This is a genomic window from Bradyrhizobium sp. USDA 4353 (genome assembly GCF_054063215.1).
In genome coordinates this window covers 3,189,886-3,209,866 of record NZ_JBSSGB010000001.1, presented here as the reverse complement: position 1 = coordinate 3,209,866, position 19,981 = coordinate 3,189,886, and the positions used below count along the sequence as shown (strand labels likewise).

The following is a 19,981-nucleotide window of genomic DNA, read 5'->3' as shown; positions in this document are numbered from 1 at the left end:
CATTCGTTGACCCCGCCCGGGACGACCTTCAAAACAGACCCGACGCCCGTAACGTCAGGACTTCCGCGGTCGATCGTCCCGGATGAAGCGCTGGATTGATGATGACCTGAAACGATGGACCGACCTGAAGAAATTTGGAGAGCACCAGGTTGTAATAGAGTTCGACAGCGCTTTCGGATTCGCGCACGTTCTGCCCAGCGAAGGCCGACAGGTTGGTCTTGTTCCAGGCCAGCCCAACGCCGAGCTGATCGCGCGAGCCAAGGCCGAGCGGATTGTTGTAGACGAAGCCGAATGCGACAGAAGTAGCTATCACCGGCGTCGGTCCGCTCGCCGTGTTGATTCGTGCGAACAGACCGATCTTCGGATTGAGGTTCTGCACAGCATTGAGCGACCACCCCTGCCCCGCGGCGAGCGCCGGAACACCATTCTGCCACTGTGCCGCAACGGCAGGCTGGTTGTAGTAGAGGAGACCGTATTGTCCCGAACCGAGGGAGGCGAACTGCGGATTCCATTGCCCATAGGCAAACCATGTCCAAGGGCCGTTTCCGACCGTGCTGGTCTGAATATGGTTGCCTGTGGTGTTGTTGGCGTCCTGGATGCCGGCGACCACCGAGACAGTATCGGTTGGATTGAGCTGCACATAGCCGCCGAGGCTGGTCGTGATGTAGGCGGCGGACGCATTCTGAGCCAGCGCATAGTTCACGAAATTCTGCTGCTGGTTCCCGGCGTAGGCATTCGAGTCGAAGAGGAAAATGGGAAACTGACCGACCGTGATCTGCGCCCAGTTGCCGGAAAACTCCTGCGTCCAGGTCGCTTGGTAGAAATAATATCCGTTCGTCGGCGCCTCGTTGACGAAGGAATTCACACCGGTCGCGGCCGATAATGTCGCGCCGTTTTGTCGGCTGAAATATCGATTATAGCCGTAGGAGAGTTGTATCGAACTCCGTCCGAGAAGCGCGTTGTCGGTGATGTCCCAGTTGAAGTTGGGAGAGAGCAGTACCTGCGAGGCGGCGGCTCCGCCAGCTGGCCAGCCCCATTGAGCCATCACGGTCGGAGCCAATTGAAAGGTGACGCCAGCTTCCCCGAGCTGCTTCTTGGCCGCGAGGTAATCGGCATAAGGCGTGAAGACATCACGGCGTGCGTCTTCCTCGATTGCTGATTGAGCTCGCAGACGATCATGCAGCCGTCCCGTGCGACGATCGATCCGACGAGGTGTCTCGGTTGCGCGAGAGAGCGGCGCTGTCCGCGCACGATTAATCTCGTTGTCCTTGCGCTGGGCTCTGCTGCCGGATCTGGAGCCGCGGACAATTTTTGGCTCGCTGGTGCTCTCGGCGGATTGCTGGAGGTCGCCTCTCGGCGCAGCGCCTGTTTGCGCAACGGCAGGCACGCCTATAGCAGCCGCGCAGACAAACACGACACAAGCGACGAGAGATCGCGTGAGCATTGAACTCACCCCTAATCCACAGCAGTCAACCTCGCATGTGCATTCACCGAAATTGGCTGCCTGGGGTCAATCCGCTGCGTGCCCAGTTTGAGCAGTCAGCGCCTATCAAAGATCTTCAACGCAACACCTCAAACCAGGGGTTATCCCATGGAGTGCGCCGATCGGCTTAATCGTTGTGTGCATGGGGCCGTTGCGGGATCTGCGACAGAGATGGTCTATCGGAGCAACGATGCCAATTTCGGATCGAGACGATCAGTCTGGTTCGAGGATCAGCAGCGAGGCGATCGCCAACAATGATTTCGTTCCGTGCGGATGGTTCGTCGCGCGCGTTTCAGATTGCTACGTATCCCCGGCCTAAAGATCAGAGCTAATTCAGCTCAAACAGGAAAGCATTGCGGCTGAGCGGCTCAGATACAGGAAGCAAACACCACGATCGACGCGATGTCGGCCATTTGCGACCGTCGAACGATCAGCCGGGCGCCGCGTCTTTTCCCCTGGGAAACCGGCCCATGCCGTCGAGAACGGACGGATCACCGCTCAGCGCGGCGCCGCACGCTCCGGTCCCCTGTGCGTGTCGCCGCGTGTGATGGTCGAGCCGCGCCCTCGGCGAATGGCCCGAGTGGCGGCATCGGCAAAGTCATGACATCCAGCTCGCGCCGCAGGGTTACCTCGCGCGGCTTCACGGCATCGAGCAGCCACCCCTCATGCAACGCGCCGACGCGCAAGCGCAGTGATTTCTGCGAGCCAGAATCGACGAAGATGCCAAAGCTCTCGTCGTCACCGATCACCGTACCCACGAGTTGCAGTGCCGGACGTTCCGGCTCCTTCGGCATGGGCGGCGGCGCGCGCATCACGGTGACAGGCGCCACGATCGGCGGCGGCGGCCGGCGCGACGCGGAGAAGAGCGGACGGTCACGTGTCGCTGACAATGCGGCGAGCGGAACGTCCCAAAGAGGGTTTGCGCTGCTCGCCGTCGTCCCTGCCGCGACGGTCCGAGCTAATGTCAGCGCAATGACCCGTTGATCGCCATCACCAAGGGCCTGCCCGCAGGAGCTGACAAGCACACAGGCCACGATAAGCGAGACCGCGCGTGAGAGGACCCATGATCGCATCACATCCGTCCTTGCCATGGCCCGGCGACGGCGAACAGCGCCGTGACCGCGCCTCCTCTCGTCTTTCTCTGCCTTGCCCGAGCTCTGCCTTGCCCGAGAGTTCATAAATCTGTAATATCACGCCGTTTCGAAGCCGACCGTGTTCTAGTCGACAATGGAGTGAACTATCATGGACTCGCGTCAGAATCTTCCTGGCGAACGCGATCGCTTCCTCAAGGCATTGCGCGACGAGTTGCTCCAATTCGAGCAGCGTGAGCTGGAATTCCGCAATCAGGATCGCAAGCAAAGAGCAGCTGAAATCGGTCTGCCGCTGGCGGACGCCAGAGACATCCGGGTGAGCTGAAGCGTCTTCAAAAACACGAGGCGAATACGCGATCATGTCCGCCTGCCGACGTCGTCAGCGTCGGCCAAAGCCGGACGGAAACACTGCGGTGGGCCGAAAGGGTACGACTGAGCGCCCGAAATTGCTGCCATATTGTTGTTGGACCGCCGGCACGTTCACGGTCCCGACCTTGAGATCGGACGATCGCGCATCGATGGGCGCCTGATCGATCGGCGGATTGACGGTGTCAACCTTGCGCCGCAGTTTTTGGTTGATGCAGTCGAACGAACCGTCGCGGCCGACGTCGCCGTCGGCGCAGCCGCCAGGTTTGCCTGACGTGTCTCCGCGGCTGCCGACCAGCATGGGAGCCGGCGCCGTTTCACCTGGTCCCGGCCGCAATGGGCTGGCCGGCGGACGATCCGGCGCATCCACCGTCACGGGCGGCAGCAAGTCCGGCTCGGCTGCCTGGACCGGACTCATCATCAGAGTCGACAGCGCCACGGCCACGGCCGCCGTCGCCGAGGATGAGCGTGGGCGCCTGGAATGCGAGGCCATGGCTCACTTTCCTGCCCGTGCCTGGGTAACGAGCATGCTCAGCCGCGCGTTGAGAGATGCAAGATCGACGCGCGCTGCCGTGGCCCCCTGTCACGGTGCACTTGCGGCCACAGGGTCCGCCAAAGCGTGCGGCAACACCGAAAGCCGGGCCGGGAGCACCGAAGGTCGGCGTCGGGACGTCGCCGGTGACGGCGAAGCCACGGGCCGTGAGCTTGCCCCGAACCGCGATGCAATAGTTCACGGACAGATGTGAGAACCGCGTCTCGCCGTGGCCGGCGCGATATTTCATCGTGGCCGTGCAGAGGTCGCCGCCGGCCAGCCGCCAGGCCTGCGCAAGATAGCGCACACCATAATGGATGTTGGTCTCCGGCACTGCGAGCTCGGCCGTGCTGCCGTTGAAGCCCAGCATACGCGCCGTCGACGGCATGATCTGCATCAGTCCGATCTCGCCGGAGCCGCCCACAGCATCCGGGTTGTAGCCGCTCTCGACCGCCATCACCGCTTCGGCGATTTCGGGCGCCAATCCCTGTCGTCCCGCCTCCTTGGCAATCAGGTCACGATATCCGCCAATTCGCTCGGGGACGACAGCAAGGGACTTTGCGCCGCTGGAGACGATCGACGACGGCTTCGGCGGCGATGCTGCGGCTGAGACCGGGGAGACGGCGCTCGGTGGTGTCGTTGCATCCGCCATCGCATCGACATCCGCACGCTGCTCAGCGGCAGGCTCCGCCCGCGCCTGCTCGACATCACCAGCAGATGCCACCGCAAGCGCCGTGGCAGCGAGCGCGATCATGCCGAGACGCTTCATCGGAGACCGACCAGACGCGACGGCATCGGCGCTGACGATGGCCACCTCACCGACCTATTGGATCGGATGCGCGGCGTCGAGCCCGGCCGTGCGGCCACTGCTCGCAGCCGCTTGGGGAGCAGATTGGGCCTGCTTCGGCGTCGCCAGAGCCGCGATCTCTTCGCGCAGGAAGGTTACGAGCTGCTGCACGAGTTGATCCCAGATCTCGATCTGACCACGCACATGGTTCGGCGCAACGCCGCCGGCGACCGACATGTCGGCCGTCAGCACCAGGAACGGCGCGCTGAAATGCAGCCGAGCGAAGCGGCGGGTCGCGTTCCAGCGATTGACCAGATCCAGCGGCATCTCACCCTGCACATGCAGCACCGCGATCAGCGCCACGTCGACGAAGGCCAGCTCATCGCCCGGCACGGCATTGCCCGGGCGAATATCGAACGCAATCCCGTTGGTCGCCGAGCGCAGATAACGGAGGTCAGCGGCGGGATCCGTCAGCGTCTCCACCCGATAGCCGGCAAGCTGAAACAGCTCGCGCAGCCGGTCGAGGGACAGTGTGTCGATCATGGTCTCGGACATCGGTCGAAAGCTCCGTGAGAACGGGACATTGAGCGGCGGCTCTGCAAGTCCGCCATCAGGAGCGCCGGCGTGCTATCGCGCCGCAGACACCTGCTCGCTGAGCAGGTTCGACAGCGCGAGCTCGTTGATGACGGGAGGATGCTGCTTGACGATCTCGGTGAGATAGGCCCGCCGCAAAGCGGCGGCGCGCTCGTTGCGCATCTGCTGAACCAGGGCGTCACGCACCTCCGGGAGGGTGCGGGTGTAAGCCGCCTTGCTGTCCACCAGCCTGATGATATGCCAGCCGTCATCGAGACGGACCGGCTCCGTCATCGCGCCCTTGGCGAGCTCCATCACCGAGTTGCGGATCTCGGGCCGGATCTGGCTTTCGACGATCCAGCCGAGATCGCCGCCGTTCTTGACATCGCTGTTGTCGTTGGCGATGGCCGCGAAATCGGCGCCGGGCGCCTTCAGCCTGCGCTGGATGTCATCGATCGCCTTCTTGGCCTTCTCCTCCGCGACTTTGTCAGCGTCCTTCGGCAGCGCCACGAAGATCTGCGCCAGCTGGAACTGGCGGGGCATCAGGAAGGCGGCGCGGTTGGCGTCATAGACCTTCTGCAGCTCATCATCGCTCGGGAAGCCGGCCGGCGGCGTCGAAACCGATTGCAGATACAGCTCCACGACCGCGCTCTCCCTGACACGATCGAGCTGCTCGGCGATGTTGGGCTGCTGGTCCCACTTCTTGGCGACGACCTCCTGCAGCACGATGCGGTTAGCGAGCATCATGCGGACGGCCTGACTGAGCAGGTTGGGATCCTGCCCGAACGCGGCACGCTCGCGCGGCCCGAGCGCCGCGACATAGTTGCGGATCTCGTCGGCCGACACGTTGGTGCCGCCGACGCGCGCGATCACCTCCTCGCTCCCGCCGGTCTTTCCCTGCGCCACGCTTTGCACCGGGACCGCCGGCGCAGGCTGCGTTGTCGCCGCCGCAACCGGCGCTGCGGGCTTCGGCTTTACGGCGACGGGTGCGGGGCTGCGCGGCGGCGGCGCGGTCTGAGCGGACGCGGCCACGGGAATGCAGGCCAACGCCATCGCGAGCGCGGACATCTGGAAGGATCGCATGCGGGCTGCGCGGCCGAACGATGAAGAGCTCATGGTGCTGCCTTCTGGTCGAGGATCTTGTCCTGGAGGTCTTGAATCGCGTTCTGGATCTCGACGCGCCGCAGACCGAGGACGGGCTCACGCGCAACGATTGTGTCGCCGACGGTGACACTTTGATAACGTTGCAGCAGGTCCTGGCCATGCTTGATCAGCTGCGTGTTCTTGGCGACACAGTTGTCCGCCGAGGCCTTGTAGGTCTTCGCCTCGGCCTCAAACTTCGCACGCGCCGCGTCGCGATCGCGGGCGACGCTGGCCGCCTCCTCATAGGCGGCCTTCCATTTGTCCAGCGTCTCGTCGCGCTCCGCAAGGCGGCGGTTGAACTCCTCCGTCGTCTCGCGCTCGCGCTTCTCGATCTTGCGGGTCTCGGCCTTTGCGGCCTCGATCTGGGCCTTGGCGGCGGCTTTTTCCTTCTCCGCATCGGCAAGCTTGGCCTGCAGCGCGGCGCGCTGGTCCTCCAATTGCCGTGTCTGCAGGGTCGCCGCGCGCAGCGCCTCGCGCAGCCGATCGGCGTCCGTGTCGGCCGCATGAGACGGCCCGATCGGACTCCAAGCGGCCGCGGCGATGATGAGCATCAATGATCGCGTGCGCATCGGTCAGAACTTCGCGTTGAGATCGACGAGGACGACGTCGACGGCATAGGGCACGCCGGCAATATTGTTGGCGCTCATCCAGCGCAGCGAGGCCCAGACGTTGTCGCTGATACCGACATTGCCGCCGATGAAGTAGCCCTTCAGGTTGGTCCCGCCGAGGCCGAAATCGGCGTCGGCGAAGGCGTCCAGGGTGGCGTCGGATTCGAGATATTTGTAGCCGACATGCGCGTTCCAGTCGCCGAAATGCTTGATCTCCTTGTTCCCGACGGTGACCCGGGCCATCCATCCCTTGTCACCACCATTGAACGGATAGGCCGTGCCGCCAGAGCTCGGACCATAATTGTTGTAGATGTAGCCGCCGACGTTTCCAGGCAGCGTGCCAGCAGGCCCACTCACCGCGAGAGCGCGGTTGAACGCCGTGTTCCAGACGAACTCGCCGTCGAGCACGATGTGATAGGGATGGAAGTCGCCGAGGTCCAAAGATGCACTCGCGACGACAGGCCGGAACTTCTGCACGAGGCCGAAATACTGATAGAGGTTGCTCTGCCCGAAATTATTCCAGGACCCAAAACCCAGGTTCCGGAGGCTCATATAGGTGTTGCCCTTTTGCGCAAACAACGGGCGCGACAGGTCGGACGGACAACCGTCCGAGATCGTCTGCGGCGTGCATTCCGATATCTGTCCTTGGACGTTCTCGAAGTCGTAATAGGCCGCGGCGACGCGGATCTCACGCACCGGATCGAAGCGATAGGCAAAGCCGCCCTGGGCGCCGAACAGCCACTTGTCGTGGCTCGCGTATTTGGAGAATCCTATGTTTCCGTTATTGGATGCCAGATTCAAATTGGCATTGTTCATGCCCGCATTGAAGTCCGTGTTGAAGATCGGGAAGGCACCGACCACGCCGAACGGCGTGAACGCCTCCGACACCTGATACTTCGCTTGAACGGCCAAGCCGTCGAAACCGAGCTCGCGGTACCACATCACATCGGTTGGCGACCAGAACGGATTGTCGAATCGTCCGATCGACGCAATGAGGTTCTGCTCCGGGGTCTGATACTTGAGATAGCCGCGGTCGAGCCAAAGCGAATATTTCGAGAAGTTCGAACCACTGCCGCCGAGCGTCTGATTGGTCGAGACCGGGGAGTTGCTTTCGCCGGTCGCGATCCGCAGGCCTGCCAGGAATCCGTTGGTCAGATCGGCGTCCATCCCGAGCCGAGCCCGGAACCGCACCTGATTGCGGTTTTGGCTGGCATTATAGGTCGGAAAATTCGATGAGCTCATAATGTCATACGGAGATCCGGAGTTGATCGCGTTGAAATTGATGGCATTGAACTGATCATTGCCCGTCGGAAAGAAGCTGCCCTGATAGCGGGCGCGGACATCTCCATAGAAGCGGATCCGCTGCGCCCATTCGGGATATTTGCCGGGCGAGGCCCAATTCTCCTGCTCCGCCTTGGCCATCACCTCGCGCTTGATGTCCTCGCGCAATTGCCGTTTGACGATCTCGGGCACATAGGTGACGTGCCGTGTCCCCTTCGGCTCGCTCGCCGCCGCCGCGGCAGTCGCGGCCTTGGCCGCTTCGTCGGCCCTGAGGGATGCGGTCTTCGCCGCCTGGCGCGCGATATAGGTCTCGTCATCGGCCTGCTTGATCAGCCCGGCCGCCTGCTCCTCCGTCAGAACGCCCTGTTTGACGAGCAGGTGAACGAGATTGATGGTCGCATTCGGCGACGCCGGCTTTGCATCCGACAATTTGGGCCTGGCTGAACCGGCCTTACTGTCCGGCATGGCGGCTTGACCTGCGGCCTGGCCAAATGCCGGGGCGGCACACTCCGTCGCTGCGATGGAGGCAGCTATCAAGAGCGCACACCGGCGTGCATTTGGAAAAGTCTCGAACATCGTCCCCAGTCCCCTCAGTTCGCAGTCCATGACGGAAATCAGCTCGGCCGGCTTGCCGTGACGCGCGTCACGATCGGCATCGGCATGTCCTTGGGCGGCGGCTGACGAAGCGTCAGACTGCCGAGCACGTCGTCGCGGAGCGCCTGGTCCAGCTCGGCATCCCCCGTCGACGACATCAGTTGCACGCGGCTGACGCGCCCTGAGCTGTCCGCCCAGAGGCTGATCTGCACGCGGATGACCGCCTTCTTGGTTTTCTCATTGGCACGCAGCGCCGCCTCGATCTGCTGCTGGATGATCGATGCGTACCAGCCCCAGCGGCTGCCACCGCCGCCGCCCCCACCATACGGACTGCCGCCGGGCTTGCCGCCGAGGCCGAACAGATCGCCGGGGCCGGTCGCCTTCGCATCGAGCGACAGCGGGCCCGGCGGCTGATCGTTCTTGGCATCCTTGATCGGCTTGTCCTGTGGCTTGTCGACCGGACGTTCCTCCTTGAACTCCGGCTCCGCCATTTTCGGCTGCTCGACCATCTTCTGCTCGGGCGGCGGCGTCACCTTTGGCGGCGGAGGCGGAGGGGGTGGCGGCGGCACCGCGATCAGCGTGATCTCGTGAACCTGGCGCGGCGGAAGCGGCTGATCGCGCTGGGCCAGCACCCAATAAGCGACGCTGCCCAACGGGAGGACGATGCCTGCGATGACGATGATGATGCGCAGCATCGATCGCAACCGGCTCGACGGCGCGCCCGCTGTTGTGACGTCGGCAGACACGGGTCGGCTGGTCTCGGGCTTGCTCACGACGAGCTCCCGCTCGAACGGAGGTCACCGTGCCGCTCGGCCAGATATTGCAGCACGAACTTCACCAGCATGGCGAAATCCGGCGTTTCGAACGTGATCTTCGAATCCGGCGCGGCAGCAATCTTCAGCAGGAACGTATCCGGCTGATGCCGGATCTCGACATAGGCATCGCGATCGATCGACAGGCGCGGATGCGGACCGTGCGACATCGTGATCAGGAACGGATCGCTTTCATCCTCCGCTCCGAGGTAGAGTCCACGCAGCGTCGGCACGAGACTGGCCAGCAAGGCAGCAAGGCCTCGCTGCTGGCCGGAAACGGCAGCACCGCCGCAGATGGCGGGCTCTCGGCAGCTACTTCAGACCTCGCCTCGGATCGCGTCGACAGCGGCATCGCCGTCCGCCGGACGAGCTCACGCATCTGCACGAGCACTCCGTCCGAGGAATGCGGGCCAGGCGGTTGGGTGGGAGGCATTTTGCCCATGTGATCAAATCCGCATCGATCACTTCACGAGCGGCTTGGTCGCGAGCCCGACCTGCGTCAGGCCGATGCGGCCGAGCAGATCGAGAACGTCCATCACGCTCTGATATTGCGCCTGCGCGTCGCCGCGCAGCACCACCGGGAATTCCGGCGTCAGCGCCTTCTGCTGGATCAGGCGCTGCTCCAGCTCCGGCAAGGTTACCGGGATGGTGTCGAGGAAGATCTTGCCGTCATTGGCGACCGTGATCGCCTTCGTCGTCTGCGTGGCGAGGCTCGGCGCGGCCGAGGCCTTGGGCAGGTTGACCTTCTGTCCCTGCACGGTGGCCGTGGTCATGATGATGAAGATGACCAGCAGCACATAAGCGAGGTCCAACATCGGCGTGATGTTGATATCGTCATAAGGCTTGGAGTCGGCATTGACCTGCATGACGACTACTCCGCCGCCATGCGACGATCGGGCTCATCCGCGGAATAGAGCTCCGCGAGCCGCGTCACCAATTCGTCGACGAAGACCTGGATGTCGCCGGTGAGATCCTTGATCCGGGAGATCAGGTAGTTGTAGCCGAACAGCGCCGGGATCGCGACGCCGAGGCCGGCGACGGTCGCCACCAGCGCCGCTGCAATGCCCGGTGCGATCGCATTGACGTTGACGTCGCCGCTCGCCGCGATCGCCGCGAAGGTGATCATCACACCGACGACGGTGCCGAGCAGTCCGAGGAACGGGCCGCCGGAAATCGCGATGGTCAGGATGACCATCAGCCTGTTCAGGCGCTGGATCTCCCTGACGACACCGCCATCGAGGGCTGCGCGGATCGCCGCGATCGACGTGGCGGAGAGATAGGGCAAGGCGCTTCGCGCCGAACGCCGCTGAATCTCCTCGGCCGCGATACGGTAGATCCGATACAGCGAGGACGAGCGCATGACGAGCGCATCGCGCTTGCCGATGCCGCCCGACAGCGACGCCACGGCCTCGACGTTGCCGCTGGAGAGGATGGTGAGGTCGAAGTTGGGATCACGATACACCCGCAGAAAGCGGGCATTTGCCTTGGCCTGCCGGCGAAGATAGGAGGCGCGGTCGACCATCACCATCCAGCTGACCACTGCCATCACCAGTAGCACGCCGATCACCACCCAGCCGTCGAGCGTGACCGACTTCAGGATCACCGCGAAATAGCCCGACAGCCAGCTCGCCGTCTCCTCGTCCACGCTGAAGGCGATCAGCTTGCCCTGATCCAACCCCTGGCCGATCGCAGCGATGCGAATGAAGCCCGGCGGACGCGCGACCTTGCTGATCTGAAGCTCGTCGATGTCACCTACAAACCCCGTCGCCGTCGCGCCGGCGACTGCTGTGTCGTTGGCGGAAGACGACGCGGGAGCAGCATCAGCGGCGGCTGCATCACCGGCCGCCGCAGAGGCCGGCTGCGCCGGAGCCGGACTCGCGCCGGCGTCGGAGCCGCCGATCTGCGCCGTGGTATCGAGCGCCGGCAGACCGGTGTCGAGCGCGGCATAGAGATTGCCGTCGAGATAGAGCGTGGTCTTTGCGGATGCTGCAACGACCGCCAGATGATGCCAGCTCGCCGCCGCGATCGCCGCCGAGGCCGCGCTGCGCTGTGACGAGCCTGACGTCGTCACCTCAACGAACGGCACGCCATTGTCGAGACCGATGAGGATGCCGTCGCCGCCATTGCGGCGGCTGAACAGGACGGCGTTCGGCTGCAGCGCGGCCGGCTTGACCCATAGCGACAACGTCCAGCCGGCGTCGGCCACCGTTGCGAGCGATGATCCCGACGGCAGCATGAGCGGCGTGCGCCCATCAAGGCGGAGGCCCGTGCCGATCAGCGCGCCCTCGGCGGGCTGTCCGACGCTTTGTGCATTGTTGCCCCAGACCGTGGAATCCAACGACGGCGTGCCACGTTCGTTGAAATGATACACGACCGCGAAATCCGGATCGTAGCTGCCTTTGGCATCCGCGTTCGGCACGGCTTTCTTGTTGCCGTAGTAGAGCCAGATCTCGGTCTTGGCGCCGGAGGCGAGACTGGGCACCGACACCCAGACCAGCGCCTCGCCGAGCAGCGCGTCGTACTTCTCGATATGATGCTTCAGCGGCGTCTTGTCGTCGCCGGCGACGAAGCGCAGGTCGCTGCCATCCTCCTTGGTTGCACTGAACCGGAAATTGCCGGAGTGCAGCCGGACCAACATGGGGACGGTGCCGATCGGATCGGTGATGTTGGCGCCGGATGCGCTGGCATCGATGCTGATCTTCTTGCGCAGCTGCCAATCGTCGTTCCACCAGGCGCGGGCCGGAGACGACAGGATCGCCAGCGCGGCGATGGCGCCGAACAGGCGCGCGGCAAGCTTCACGACAGCACGCGGGCTGCCCGCATCCCGGTTCTTATGTCCCGTCATCATCAGAATTCGCCCCAGAGCCGGACATTGAGGCGCGGATGCCCCGCGCGGGTGTAGGTTTCGTTCGTCATCGGCACCGACAGCGCAAACAGCCCGTTGAACGCGCTGAACATCCTGAAGCGGGTGCCGATGCCATAGCTCCAAAGATTTGATTGTGATGTCTGATCGGGCAGCGCACGTTGCACGTGCACCACACCGGCATCGGCGAACAGGAACAGCCGCGTCTCGTTGAAGGTCGTGAAACGCGGCGCGCCCTTCCCCGTCTCATCCTTCATCTGCTTCTGCAGCATGGCGCCGATGTCGGGACTGCGCAGCTCCAAGCTGCCGGCGACGCCATCGTCGCCAAGAGTCTCCGATTCCAGATAGCCACGCACCGTGTCGAGACCGCCGGCACTGAACTGCTCGCTGGACACCAGCGGGCCATCGGCCTTCTGCGCCTGCAGTCGCCCCCACAGCTGATAGCCTTCGGGCAGCTCCTGCGTATGCGTGAGGTCGAGGTTGAAATGCGTGAAGCTCGCGGACGCGGAGAAGCGCTTGTTCTCGAACGCCTGATGGTCGCTCGACAGCGGACGCAGGTTGGACGTCAATGACGCATTGAACTGCGTCATGAAGTTCTCGCCCTGGAACGTCCCCGTGTAGCTCGCAACCGCAGGAAAATACGTCACGGGGGACGAAAATCCGCTGCCGTTCAGCGAGACCAGCTGGAAGAAGTGCTTGTAGTCGACGCCGGCCGACAAGGTCTGCGTAAAGCCATCGCGCCCGGGCAGCGTCATGACCGCACGGGTGCCGACGATCTGGCCAGGGCCGACGATGTTGGTGCCGCCGACGGTCGCCACATCGCTGTTCGACTTCACGGCATAGGCGAGCACGGCGAGCCAATCGACCGGCAACCGGGCGAGGTACGAGGCCGACACGACCTCCGCATCGCTGCGCCGCTGCGGCGCCACCTGATAGCTGAGCGTCAGCGAATGTCCGAGCTGCCAGAGATTGTCGTAGCGAACGGTGCCGATCGTCCTGGTCTCGGTCGTACCACCCGAGCGCCGATTGTTGACCTCGAGGCTGCCGTGGAAGGGCGCCTTGTCCTCGACGTTGAGATCGACATCGACCGTTCCCGGCGTCACGCCCGCCCGCAGCGCCGGCGTGACGCGGCGATCCGGCCATTGATTGAGACCGTAGATGTCCTTGGTGAGATCGTTGAAATTGGGCACCGCGCCCTCCTTCAGCGAGGGCGCGCCTTCCTTGATCTTGTCCGTATCGAAATAACGCGAATTCCTGACGCGAAGGCGGCCGACCTTCAGCTCTCTCACGTTCAGCACAACCACCTTGTTGGTCGGATTCTGCGGCGGCACCTCGACCGACACCGTCTGAAATCCCTTGTCGTGATAGGCCTTCTCCAGCGCCGCCCGCGCCTTCTCGACATCGTCGGCGGTCTTGTTCGGACCGAGGAAGGGATAGATCGCCTCTTCGAGGTCGACCTGCGCGAGCTTCTCCGCTCCCCGAATGGCGAAATCGTCGATATCGAAGCGCAATGCGGGGCCAGGAGCAGGCTTGGCCGGAGCGGCGCCCTGCGACGCTCCTGCCGCCTGGGCTTGCACCGGAGCGATGCAACTGCTGATCAGGACAGCAGCAGCCAGCAGCACGACCTCCGCGCCGAACGAATTCGGCCGCGCGGAGCATGGCCCGCCTCTCTGCTCTTCCATTCTGACCCGCACCGACGTCCGCTCACCATCCGGCACGCACATGACGTCGCGACAGGAAGCCGCGGCCATGGTGCCTCGGTCGGAAAGACGATCGGACCCGGGCGAGACTGAATCATTTTTTAAGGATTGCTTCGACCGAGTGGAACGATTCGCCGGTCGTGCGTCGGCGTTCGGACGACGCGTGGATAAGGACAACCATTAACGACTGTAGTCACCCGCCTGCCGTGCGGAATCCGTACGCTGGCAAAGACGCAGATCTTGGTCCCGCGAAGCGCGTCAGCTCAGCAGGACGAGCCCGCCCGGCAGAGGCCGCGCCTTGGCGCCGAAAAGGCTCTCGGCCTGACTGATGAAGTCGTCCAGGCGATCGAGGCGGAATGTGCCCGAGATCATGCGTCGTCCGAGTTGCTCGTCCATCACCACGATCTTGCCCGGCCGATAGCGGTTGATCTCGGCAACAAGGCGGTTCACCGGCCAGTCGCGGACGATCAGCAGACCGTTCTGCCACGCCTTGACGGCGTCGACGTCCAGCCGGGAGGTCGACCCCAGTCCCTGCTCGACCGAATATGAGACCTGCTGGGCTCTGACGATCTTGGCCCCCCGTCCGCCGCAGGCGACATCGACGCTGCCGTCGAGACAGGAGACGGTCACGACACCGCCCAGGCACTTCAGATTGAAATCCGCGTGCAACGCCGTGACGCGCCCGCCCGCCGCATCGATGATCAAGGGGTCCTGCGCTGTCGGCGCGCACTGCACGGCGGCCTCTCCCGAGAGCAGCTCGAACCGTCGTGGTCCTTCGGCGGTCCGCAGCGCGATGCTGGTTTGGGTGTTCAGCACGACCGAGGCGTCACTGGTCAACGCAACGCTGCGCCGCTCGCCCTTGGCTGTCCGCATGTCCGCCGACAGCTCCTGCAGCGACGGCCAGAGCTCCAGGGGCGGCCGCACCGCCAAATATCCAACGGCCAGCGAAGCGGCGGTCGCCATGGCGCCTCCGATCAGCGCGCGGCGGCCGATCGCGGCACGTGACGGCGGCGCGCGCCGAGCATCGGCATGGGCGAAGGCCTGGTCGGCAGCGAGCTTGCGGGTCGCATCACCGAACCGGCGCCACAGCGTGACGGCCTGGCGGAACGCAGCCTCATGCTCCGGACTCCGTTGTCGCCACGCCATCAAGGCGGCGGCGTCATCCGAGGTGGCCTCCCCGGAATGCAGACGGATCACCCATGCCAGGCCCTGACGCAGGGTCTGATCCATTTCCGTGCTGTCGTCGTCGCCTGCGATCAAGATCAGGTCGCTCGCTCGTTTCGGCGGCCAGAGGGCGGCTCCCTCATGGCGACGCCCCGCGGTCATTCGATAGACGACCGGCATAGCGCTGGACCGAAATGGAAAATCGAACAATCTGCACGATGAGTCCCGATATGGGCGGCAGCTTGAACTGAAACTCAGCCGCGATGCGTCGTTGCATAGCGTATCTGCCCGGAATGCGGCAAGGCTGCCTCTGGCTGGAAACGCCTTACGAGCCCGGTTCGTTAGATCGAGACGACGCGCGAGGACCAAATCGACGCACGACCTTGCGTCCGAGCCGGCGGCTGAGATGCTCCATGGCATGCTGCAGATCGAACTCGACAGTCCGCACATTGACGCCGAAGCGTGCGGCGATCTCACGATGCGGAACAAGCTCGATATGAGCGCAGATGAACACCTCGCGCTTTCGCTGCGGCAGCTCGGCGAGCGCTTTTTCAAACTGCTCGAATTCGAGGCGCGACTCGAAGGCGGCAGCCGGACCAGGCCGGTCGTCCGGCAACGCCATGATCGCTTCGATTTCCGAAGCATTGAGGAGACGGCGCTCGCCTTTGCGATGGTCCTTTGCCAAATTGAGCGCCATCCGAAACAGATAGTCGACGGGACTGCGCAGCGGGACGGCGTCCGACACGCGGTCGGCCCGTACGAACGCCTCATGAAGCGCCTCGCGCGCAACGTCCGGTGAGCCGAGGCAACGCGTCAGGCGGCGAGCCAAACTCTCGTAATCAGCCGCGAGCACGTCGCGCAGCGATTTGCTGTTCGAGTAAGACACAACGCCGCCCCGTCACATCAGCCTTTTTTCCGGCCGATTTCAGCCCCACCAATGTACCTACCGGGGGAGAATGACAGCCACGTGACGACCTGAGATGGCGCCGCCGTTGCACGGCTACTGTGGCAGGTCAAACGCAATCGTGTAGTCGAGATTGAGCTGTCCGGGCAACTCGACGGGAATGCTCGGCAACGGCTGAGCTCTTTTCACCATGTCGACGGCGGCAGCATCGAGCAGCGCGACCCCCGAACTCGAGGCGACGCGAACATTGGTGACCGCGCCATTGCGCTGCAGAGTGAGGACGAGGCCGACGGTGCCCTGGATGCGCTCGCGCTCGGCGCGCTCCGGATAGTATTGGAATCTGGCGATGTGGGACTTCACCGTCCGAACGAACGTCATGGTCTTTTGATCGGGCGTCGCGACAGCGAATGCCAAATGCGAGCCGGGTATCGGCGCATCCCACGCCGGCGCGCGCGGCACATCCGCCGGGACGGACAAGGACGCTGGCTCCGACACTGGAGCGTTGCCAGAAGCGGCATCACTTTGCGCAGCGGAGATCGTCGAATCAGGCCTCGCGGCGCTCGTCAACGCCAGCTTAGGCCCGGTGGCCACAACATCCCGATGCAGAGGCTCGGCCGTCTGCGAGGAGACGAGACGGACCTGCATCACGTTGTCGCCGGGACCGAGATCGTTACCGGCCGGAGTGTGACGGAGCCAATAGACACCAAACGCCAAGAGCGCCGGAACAGTCATTGCAACGGCTGCGAGCGAGCGCAGCCCAAGCGCCGGGGCCGCCGCATGCCAATCCTGCAACGGCATATCGTCCAGATGCCCGGATCGCCACGAGTGGTCTCTCATCGCATTCAACCCATCCAATCGCTCAGACGGACATCATGAGCTCAGCGGCCGAAAGCATTGAGCTCAATCCGATCTTCACCGCTGGCATCGTCGAAATGAGCAAGGTGGTATCTCGTTATTCGATGCTTGTCGAGGTGCGATGCAAGCGCATCAGGCTCTCCAGAAGAGATGATCTCCCATGACATCATTCGGCGAGATCGAAAAGGAGAAGCCGGGCGCGATCAGCGCGCCCGGCCTCGAGATTTGATCAGCGTTCAATACGCGGTATTCGGCTCGATGGCCGCTTACTGCGCACCCGCGCCGACGGCCACGGAGCTGCAGCCGTCAACCTGGGTCGAGCTGCCGGAGATGGCAGTGCCGCTGCCAGCCGTCAGATAGGACGTGTTGATCGCCGTGGCGAAGTTGGGATTCAGCGCGTTGAACCCGTTGTTCTGGAGCACGCTGGCCGCATCCTGGCTCGCATAGAACCAGGACAGGAAGTTGGTGATGTCGGTCACGCGGGTCGGGGCCGACGACGTGTTGTAGCAGCTGTAGAGATAGGCGAAGGTCGTGCCCGTGACGGGATAGGCACCCGCCGTGATCGGCAGGCCGAGCTGCGACTTGCCGTCAACCGACACGCCGCCGAACTGGCCGACGCCCGCATAGGTCTGGTTGTAGACGTTCCAGGCCTGATAGTTGGTGGTGGTCGGCACCGTCACGCTCTGGAACGCCAGATCCGCGGACGCCGGGGTCGGAGCAATGAAGCTCTCCTGATCCGGGTGATAGATGCCGCGGCTGCGCTGCTCGTCGTTCTGGATGCTGGCCGAGACCGGAGCACCACTGGCCGGATTATACGGCTTGGCGAAGTCGTTGCTGACATAGCCGATGCGACCGCCCAGGTAGTTGCCCTTGGCGTCCTGCGCGTTGCTGCTCACGGTATCGGCGACATCGCCGGTGCCGTTGCCGGCGAGCCAGCCGCCCGTGCCGGTCGAAACGTCCACGCCCTTCACGGCCTTGATGTTGGCGATCAGGTTGGCGAACGTCGTCGACGGCAGATTGGCGGCCGAGGCGTTGGTCTTGGCGGCGACGGTGGTGGTGGAGGTGGTGCCCGCGACCTGGTTGTTGAGCGTCACCGCGGTGCTCGGGAAGGTGACACCGACGCCGGTGAAGATCTTCGCGTAGTTGTGCGAGCCATCGACGTCGAGCTGCGGGCAGCTGTTGGCGAGGAAGTTGGTCAGAATGTAGCTGGTTCCGGAGCCGTCGGACCGGAACGCAACCTGGATCGGCAGCGAGTTGGACACATAGGCCTGGGCCGCGCCGCCGTTGCCGGTGTTGTCGTCCATGAAGGTCTGCACGCGAGCCTGGCCGAGATTGTCGAGCGCGGCGATCGCAGCGGTCGAGCTCCAGTCACGGACCTCGCCCGAGAAGATGGCGCAGAGCTGAGCGGTCGAGAGCTGGATCGCCGAGCCCGGCGTGCCCGCGGTGCCGGCCGAATTCACGGTCCAGGTCGCAACCGGAGTGTTGCTGGTGTTGACGACGATGGCGACCGGCGCCTCGATCAGCGGCAGCTGGATCGCCGGGCCGAAGCTAGCGACATTATACGTGGTGGCCGAGGTCGCGTTGCTGGCAGCGATCGCGGTCTGGTCCTGCCAGTTGCTGGCCGGGGTGAAGTTGGTCAGCGCGGTCGCGGTGAGCGTGTTCGGAAGCGGCGAGTCGCCGGCGCCGAAGTCGACGCGTGCGTAGGGATAGGTCGCGAGCGCCGGGACGCTGCTCTCCAGGAACACCGGCGGAACGGCCGGCAGCGACAGCGACGGCGCGCTGCCGCGCAGCAGCTGCTTCGGATCATTGGTGATGAACGCACGCTGGCCGGCACCGGAGCCGACAGCCGCATAGAGGCCGACCGTTCCGAGCGCGCCGACCTGACCGCAATTGGCGCCGTCCTGAGAGCCGGGCAGCAGGCCGGGCGTCGGGAGCGTCGCATTGAAGCTGGAGGAGAAGCTGTAGCCGTCATTGGTCACGGTCTGGGCATTGTAGCAGTCCATGGCCTGACGCATGGCGAGCGACACCAGCGTGCTGCCGCCGCCATACACCGCGGTCTGAGCCGCAGCAGGCTGCACGGCCGCGGCGAGAGCCGCAGCAGCCGACAGCACGAGCACCGAGGCGGTGCCGCGCAGGCGGTCGATCGAAGAACGACGAGTCATCGGAAGTCTCCGTGAGGTTGCAGTCGAATTGCGAGCCATCGAGACGCAGCGATGCCGTGTGCTTCGAGGAAGAAAACCGTCACCATGCAATTATTAGTCGACGAGACATCCCGCTCTCGTGCGACCCGCGCGGTCATTGAAACGATTGACGGCCTTCCACGCTCATCCGCATCGTTGCGATCGGTGGCTTGCATGGGAGAGACAGTTCACGCCGCCTCTCAGCGAATCTCTTTGTTGAAAAATTTCTGCGTGACGTTCGATCACCGGTCATTGCTGACGATCGCTGCTGTCAGCGTTCCGCACGGATTTCAGACATGCGCCGCAACACATGTCATGGGTCAGTCATCGTGAGCCGGTACGTTATTAGTGACGAGACCTTCGCGGCCGCGTGTTCCGAAAGGTCACCCTGGGGCGGGCGTTTCAGAGATGCGGGATTCGGGCCGAGCGGCGCTGCTCAACGCGCTGATCGATGGCTATGACGATCTGAAACGGCGACTCGCACGGCGGTTGGGTTCGACCGAGCTGGCGGGCGAGGCGCTTCAGGATACGTTCCTTCGCCTGGAATGCGGCAACGACGTTGGTGCCGTGCAAAGTCCACGCGCCTATCTGTTCCGGACGGCGCTCAATCTTGCGAACAACCGGCGCGTCGCCGAGAGCCGCAGGCTTACGACATCCGAGATCGACGCGCTGCTGGACATTCCCGACGACTCCCCCGATCCGGCCCGCATCGTCGAGTCCCGCTCGGAGATCGCGGCCCTGAGCCGCATCCTGCCGCGGCTGTCGGCGCGCCAGCGCGATATCATCTTCGCCACCTTCGTCGACGAGCAATCGGTGCATCAGATCGCGCAGCGACACCGCGTGTCCGTGCGCCGCATACAGGTCGAGCTGCGCGAGGCGCTGCTCTATTGTGCGAGCCAGCTCGAGCGATCGCTGGAGCGCCGGCTGCCGTCGCGCAGCGATGCTCACCGCCCTGCCCTGCGCCCGTGGACTCCTGCGCTGGAGGACACCGGCTAGCCGGCGAGCCGGACCGCGCCTCGCGCGATGATCCGCCACAACTCTGGCG

The 19,981-nt window shown here is 64.0% G+C and carries 19 protein-coding genes; 2 read left to right on the top strand and 17 right to left on the bottom strand.

Annotated features, from left to right (window positions below):
- Positions 1 to 28: 28 nt before the first annotated feature.
- Both ACVILH_RS14105 and ACVILH_RS14100 read right to left on the bottom strand, forming a co-directional pair.
- A complete protein-coding gene (locus ACVILH_RS14105) occupies positions 29 to 1,444 on the bottom strand; it encodes a carbohydrate porin (protein WP_456713427.1) in 1,416 nt (471 codons plus the stop codon).
- Between the two features lie 530 nt (positions 1,445 to 1,974).
- The gene (locus ACVILH_RS14100) at positions 1,975 to 2,556 is read right to left on the bottom strand and encodes a hypothetical protein (protein ID WP_456713426.1); all 582 of its coding nucleotides are present in this window, start codon (positions 2,554 to 2,556) and stop codon (positions 1,975 to 1,977) included.
- A 169-nt stretch (positions 2,557 to 2,725) separates the two neighbouring features.
- On the opposite strand from ACVILH_RS14100, the gene ACVILH_RS14095 reads away from it, so the two are divergent.
- Positions 2,726 to 2,899 (top strand): hypothetical protein, encoded by a 174-nt coding sequence (locus ACVILH_RS14095; RefSeq protein ID WP_456713425.1) that lies wholly within the window; start codon positions 2,726 to 2,728, stop codon positions 2,897 to 2,899.
- Positions 2,900 to 2,953: 54 nt separating this feature from the next.
- Here ACVILH_RS14095 and ACVILH_RS14090 read toward each other — a convergent pair whose 3' ends face one another.
- From ACVILH_RS14090 to ACVILH_RS14020, 15 genes are all read right to left on the bottom strand, one after another.
- Positions 2,954 to 3,241 (bottom strand): hypothetical protein, encoded by a 288-nt coding sequence (locus ACVILH_RS14090; protein ID WP_456713424.1) that lies wholly within the window; start codon positions 3,239 to 3,241, stop codon positions 2,954 to 2,956.
- A gap of 16 nt (positions 3,242 to 3,257) precedes the next feature.
- The gene (locus ACVILH_RS14085) at positions 3,258 to 4,286 is read right to left on the bottom strand and encodes a lytic transglycosylase domain-containing protein (protein WP_456713423.1); all 1,029 of its coding nucleotides are present in this window, start codon (positions 4,284 to 4,286) and stop codon (positions 3,258 to 3,260) included.
- A 9-nt stretch (positions 4,287 to 4,295) separates the two neighbouring features.
- Positions 4,296 to 4,814 (bottom strand): YbjN domain-containing protein, encoded by a 519-nt coding sequence (locus tag ACVILH_RS14080; protein WP_456713422.1) that lies wholly within the window; start codon positions 4,812 to 4,814, stop codon positions 4,296 to 4,298.
- Between the two features lie 72 nt (positions 4,815 to 4,886).
- The gene (locus ACVILH_RS14075) at positions 4,887 to 5,948 is read right to left on the bottom strand and encodes a peptidylprolyl isomerase (RefSeq protein WP_456713421.1); all 1,062 of its coding nucleotides are present in this window, start codon (positions 5,946 to 5,948) and stop codon (positions 4,887 to 4,889) included.
- Complete coding sequence (locus ACVILH_RS14070) at positions 5,945 to 6,526, bottom strand: hypothetical protein (protein WP_456713420.1); 582 nt, start codon at positions 6,524 to 6,526, stop codon at positions 5,945 to 5,947. Before ACVILH_RS14070 ends, ACVILH_RS14075 begins: the two co-directional genes overlap by 4 nt.
- Before the next feature lie 21 nt (positions 6,527 to 6,547).
- Complete coding sequence (locus ACVILH_RS14065) at positions 6,548 to 8,440, bottom strand: putative porin (RefSeq protein WP_456713419.1); 1,893 nt, start codon at positions 8,438 to 8,440, stop codon at positions 6,548 to 6,550.
- Positions 8,441 to 8,478: 38 nt separating this feature from the next.
- Positions 8,479 to 9,153: an energy transducer TonB gene (locus tag ACVILH_RS14060; protein WP_456716975.1), complete on the bottom strand. Its 675-nt coding sequence runs from the start codon at positions 9,151 to 9,153 to the stop codon at positions 8,479 to 8,481.
- A 74-nt stretch (positions 9,154 to 9,227) separates the two neighbouring features.
- Complete coding sequence (locus ACVILH_RS14055; protein WP_456713418.1) at positions 9,228 to 9,518, bottom strand: hypothetical protein; 291 nt, start codon at positions 9,516 to 9,518, stop codon at positions 9,228 to 9,230.
- A 213-nt stretch (positions 9,519 to 9,731) separates the two neighbouring features.
- Positions 9,732 to 10,136, bottom strand: coding sequence for a biopolymer transporter ExbD (locus ACVILH_RS14050; RefSeq protein WP_434834454.1), 405 nt, complete (start codon positions 10,134 to 10,136; stop codon positions 9,732 to 9,734).
- 5 nt (positions 10,137 to 10,141) lie between these two features.
- Positions 10,142 to 12,118 carry a DUF2341 domain-containing protein gene (locus tag ACVILH_RS14045; protein WP_456713417.1) on the bottom strand — a complete coding sequence of 659 codons (1,977 nt, stop codon included), beginning with the start codon at positions 12,116 to 12,118 and terminating at the stop codon, positions 10,142 to 10,144.
- Positions 12,118 to 13,815, bottom strand: a complete 1,698-nt coding sequence (locus ACVILH_RS14040; RefSeq protein WP_456713416.1) for a ShlB/FhaC/HecB family hemolysin secretion/activation protein — start codon at positions 13,813 to 13,815, stop codon at positions 12,118 to 12,120. Before ACVILH_RS14040 ends, ACVILH_RS14045 begins: the two co-directional genes overlap by 1 nt.
- 276 nt (positions 13,816 to 14,091) lie before the next feature.
- Complete coding sequence (locus tag ACVILH_RS14035; RefSeq protein WP_456713415.1) at positions 14,092 to 15,177, bottom strand: FecR family protein; 1,086 nt, start codon at positions 15,175 to 15,177, stop codon at positions 14,092 to 14,094.
- A 145-nt stretch (positions 15,178 to 15,322) separates the two neighbouring features.
- Positions 15,323 to 15,850 carry an RNA polymerase sigma factor gene (locus tag ACVILH_RS14030; protein WP_456713414.1) on the bottom strand — a complete coding sequence of 176 codons (528 nt, stop codon included), beginning with the start codon at positions 15,848 to 15,850 and terminating at the stop codon, positions 15,323 to 15,325.
- A gap of 147 nt (positions 15,851 to 15,997) precedes the next feature.
- Positions 15,998 to 16,279 carry an energy transducer TonB gene (locus ACVILH_RS14025; RefSeq protein ID WP_456713413.1) on the bottom strand — a complete coding sequence of 94 codons (282 nt, stop codon included), beginning with the start codon at positions 16,277 to 16,279 and terminating at the stop codon, positions 15,998 to 16,000.
- A gap of 743 nt (positions 16,280 to 17,022) precedes the next feature.
- Entirely contained in the window at positions 17,023 to 18,918 is a 1,896-nt protein-coding gene (locus tag ACVILH_RS14020; protein WP_456713412.1) for a substrate-binding domain-containing protein, read from the bottom strand.
- A gap of 426 nt (positions 18,919 to 19,344) precedes the next feature.
- On the opposite strand from ACVILH_RS14020, the gene ACVILH_RS14015 reads away from it, so the two are divergent.
- On the top strand, positions 19,345 to 19,932 hold the full coding sequence (locus tag ACVILH_RS14015; protein ID WP_456713411.1) for an RNA polymerase sigma factor: 588 nt from the start codon (positions 19,345 to 19,347) through the stop codon (positions 19,930 to 19,932).
- Positions 19,933 to 19,981: the final 49 nt, after the last annotated feature.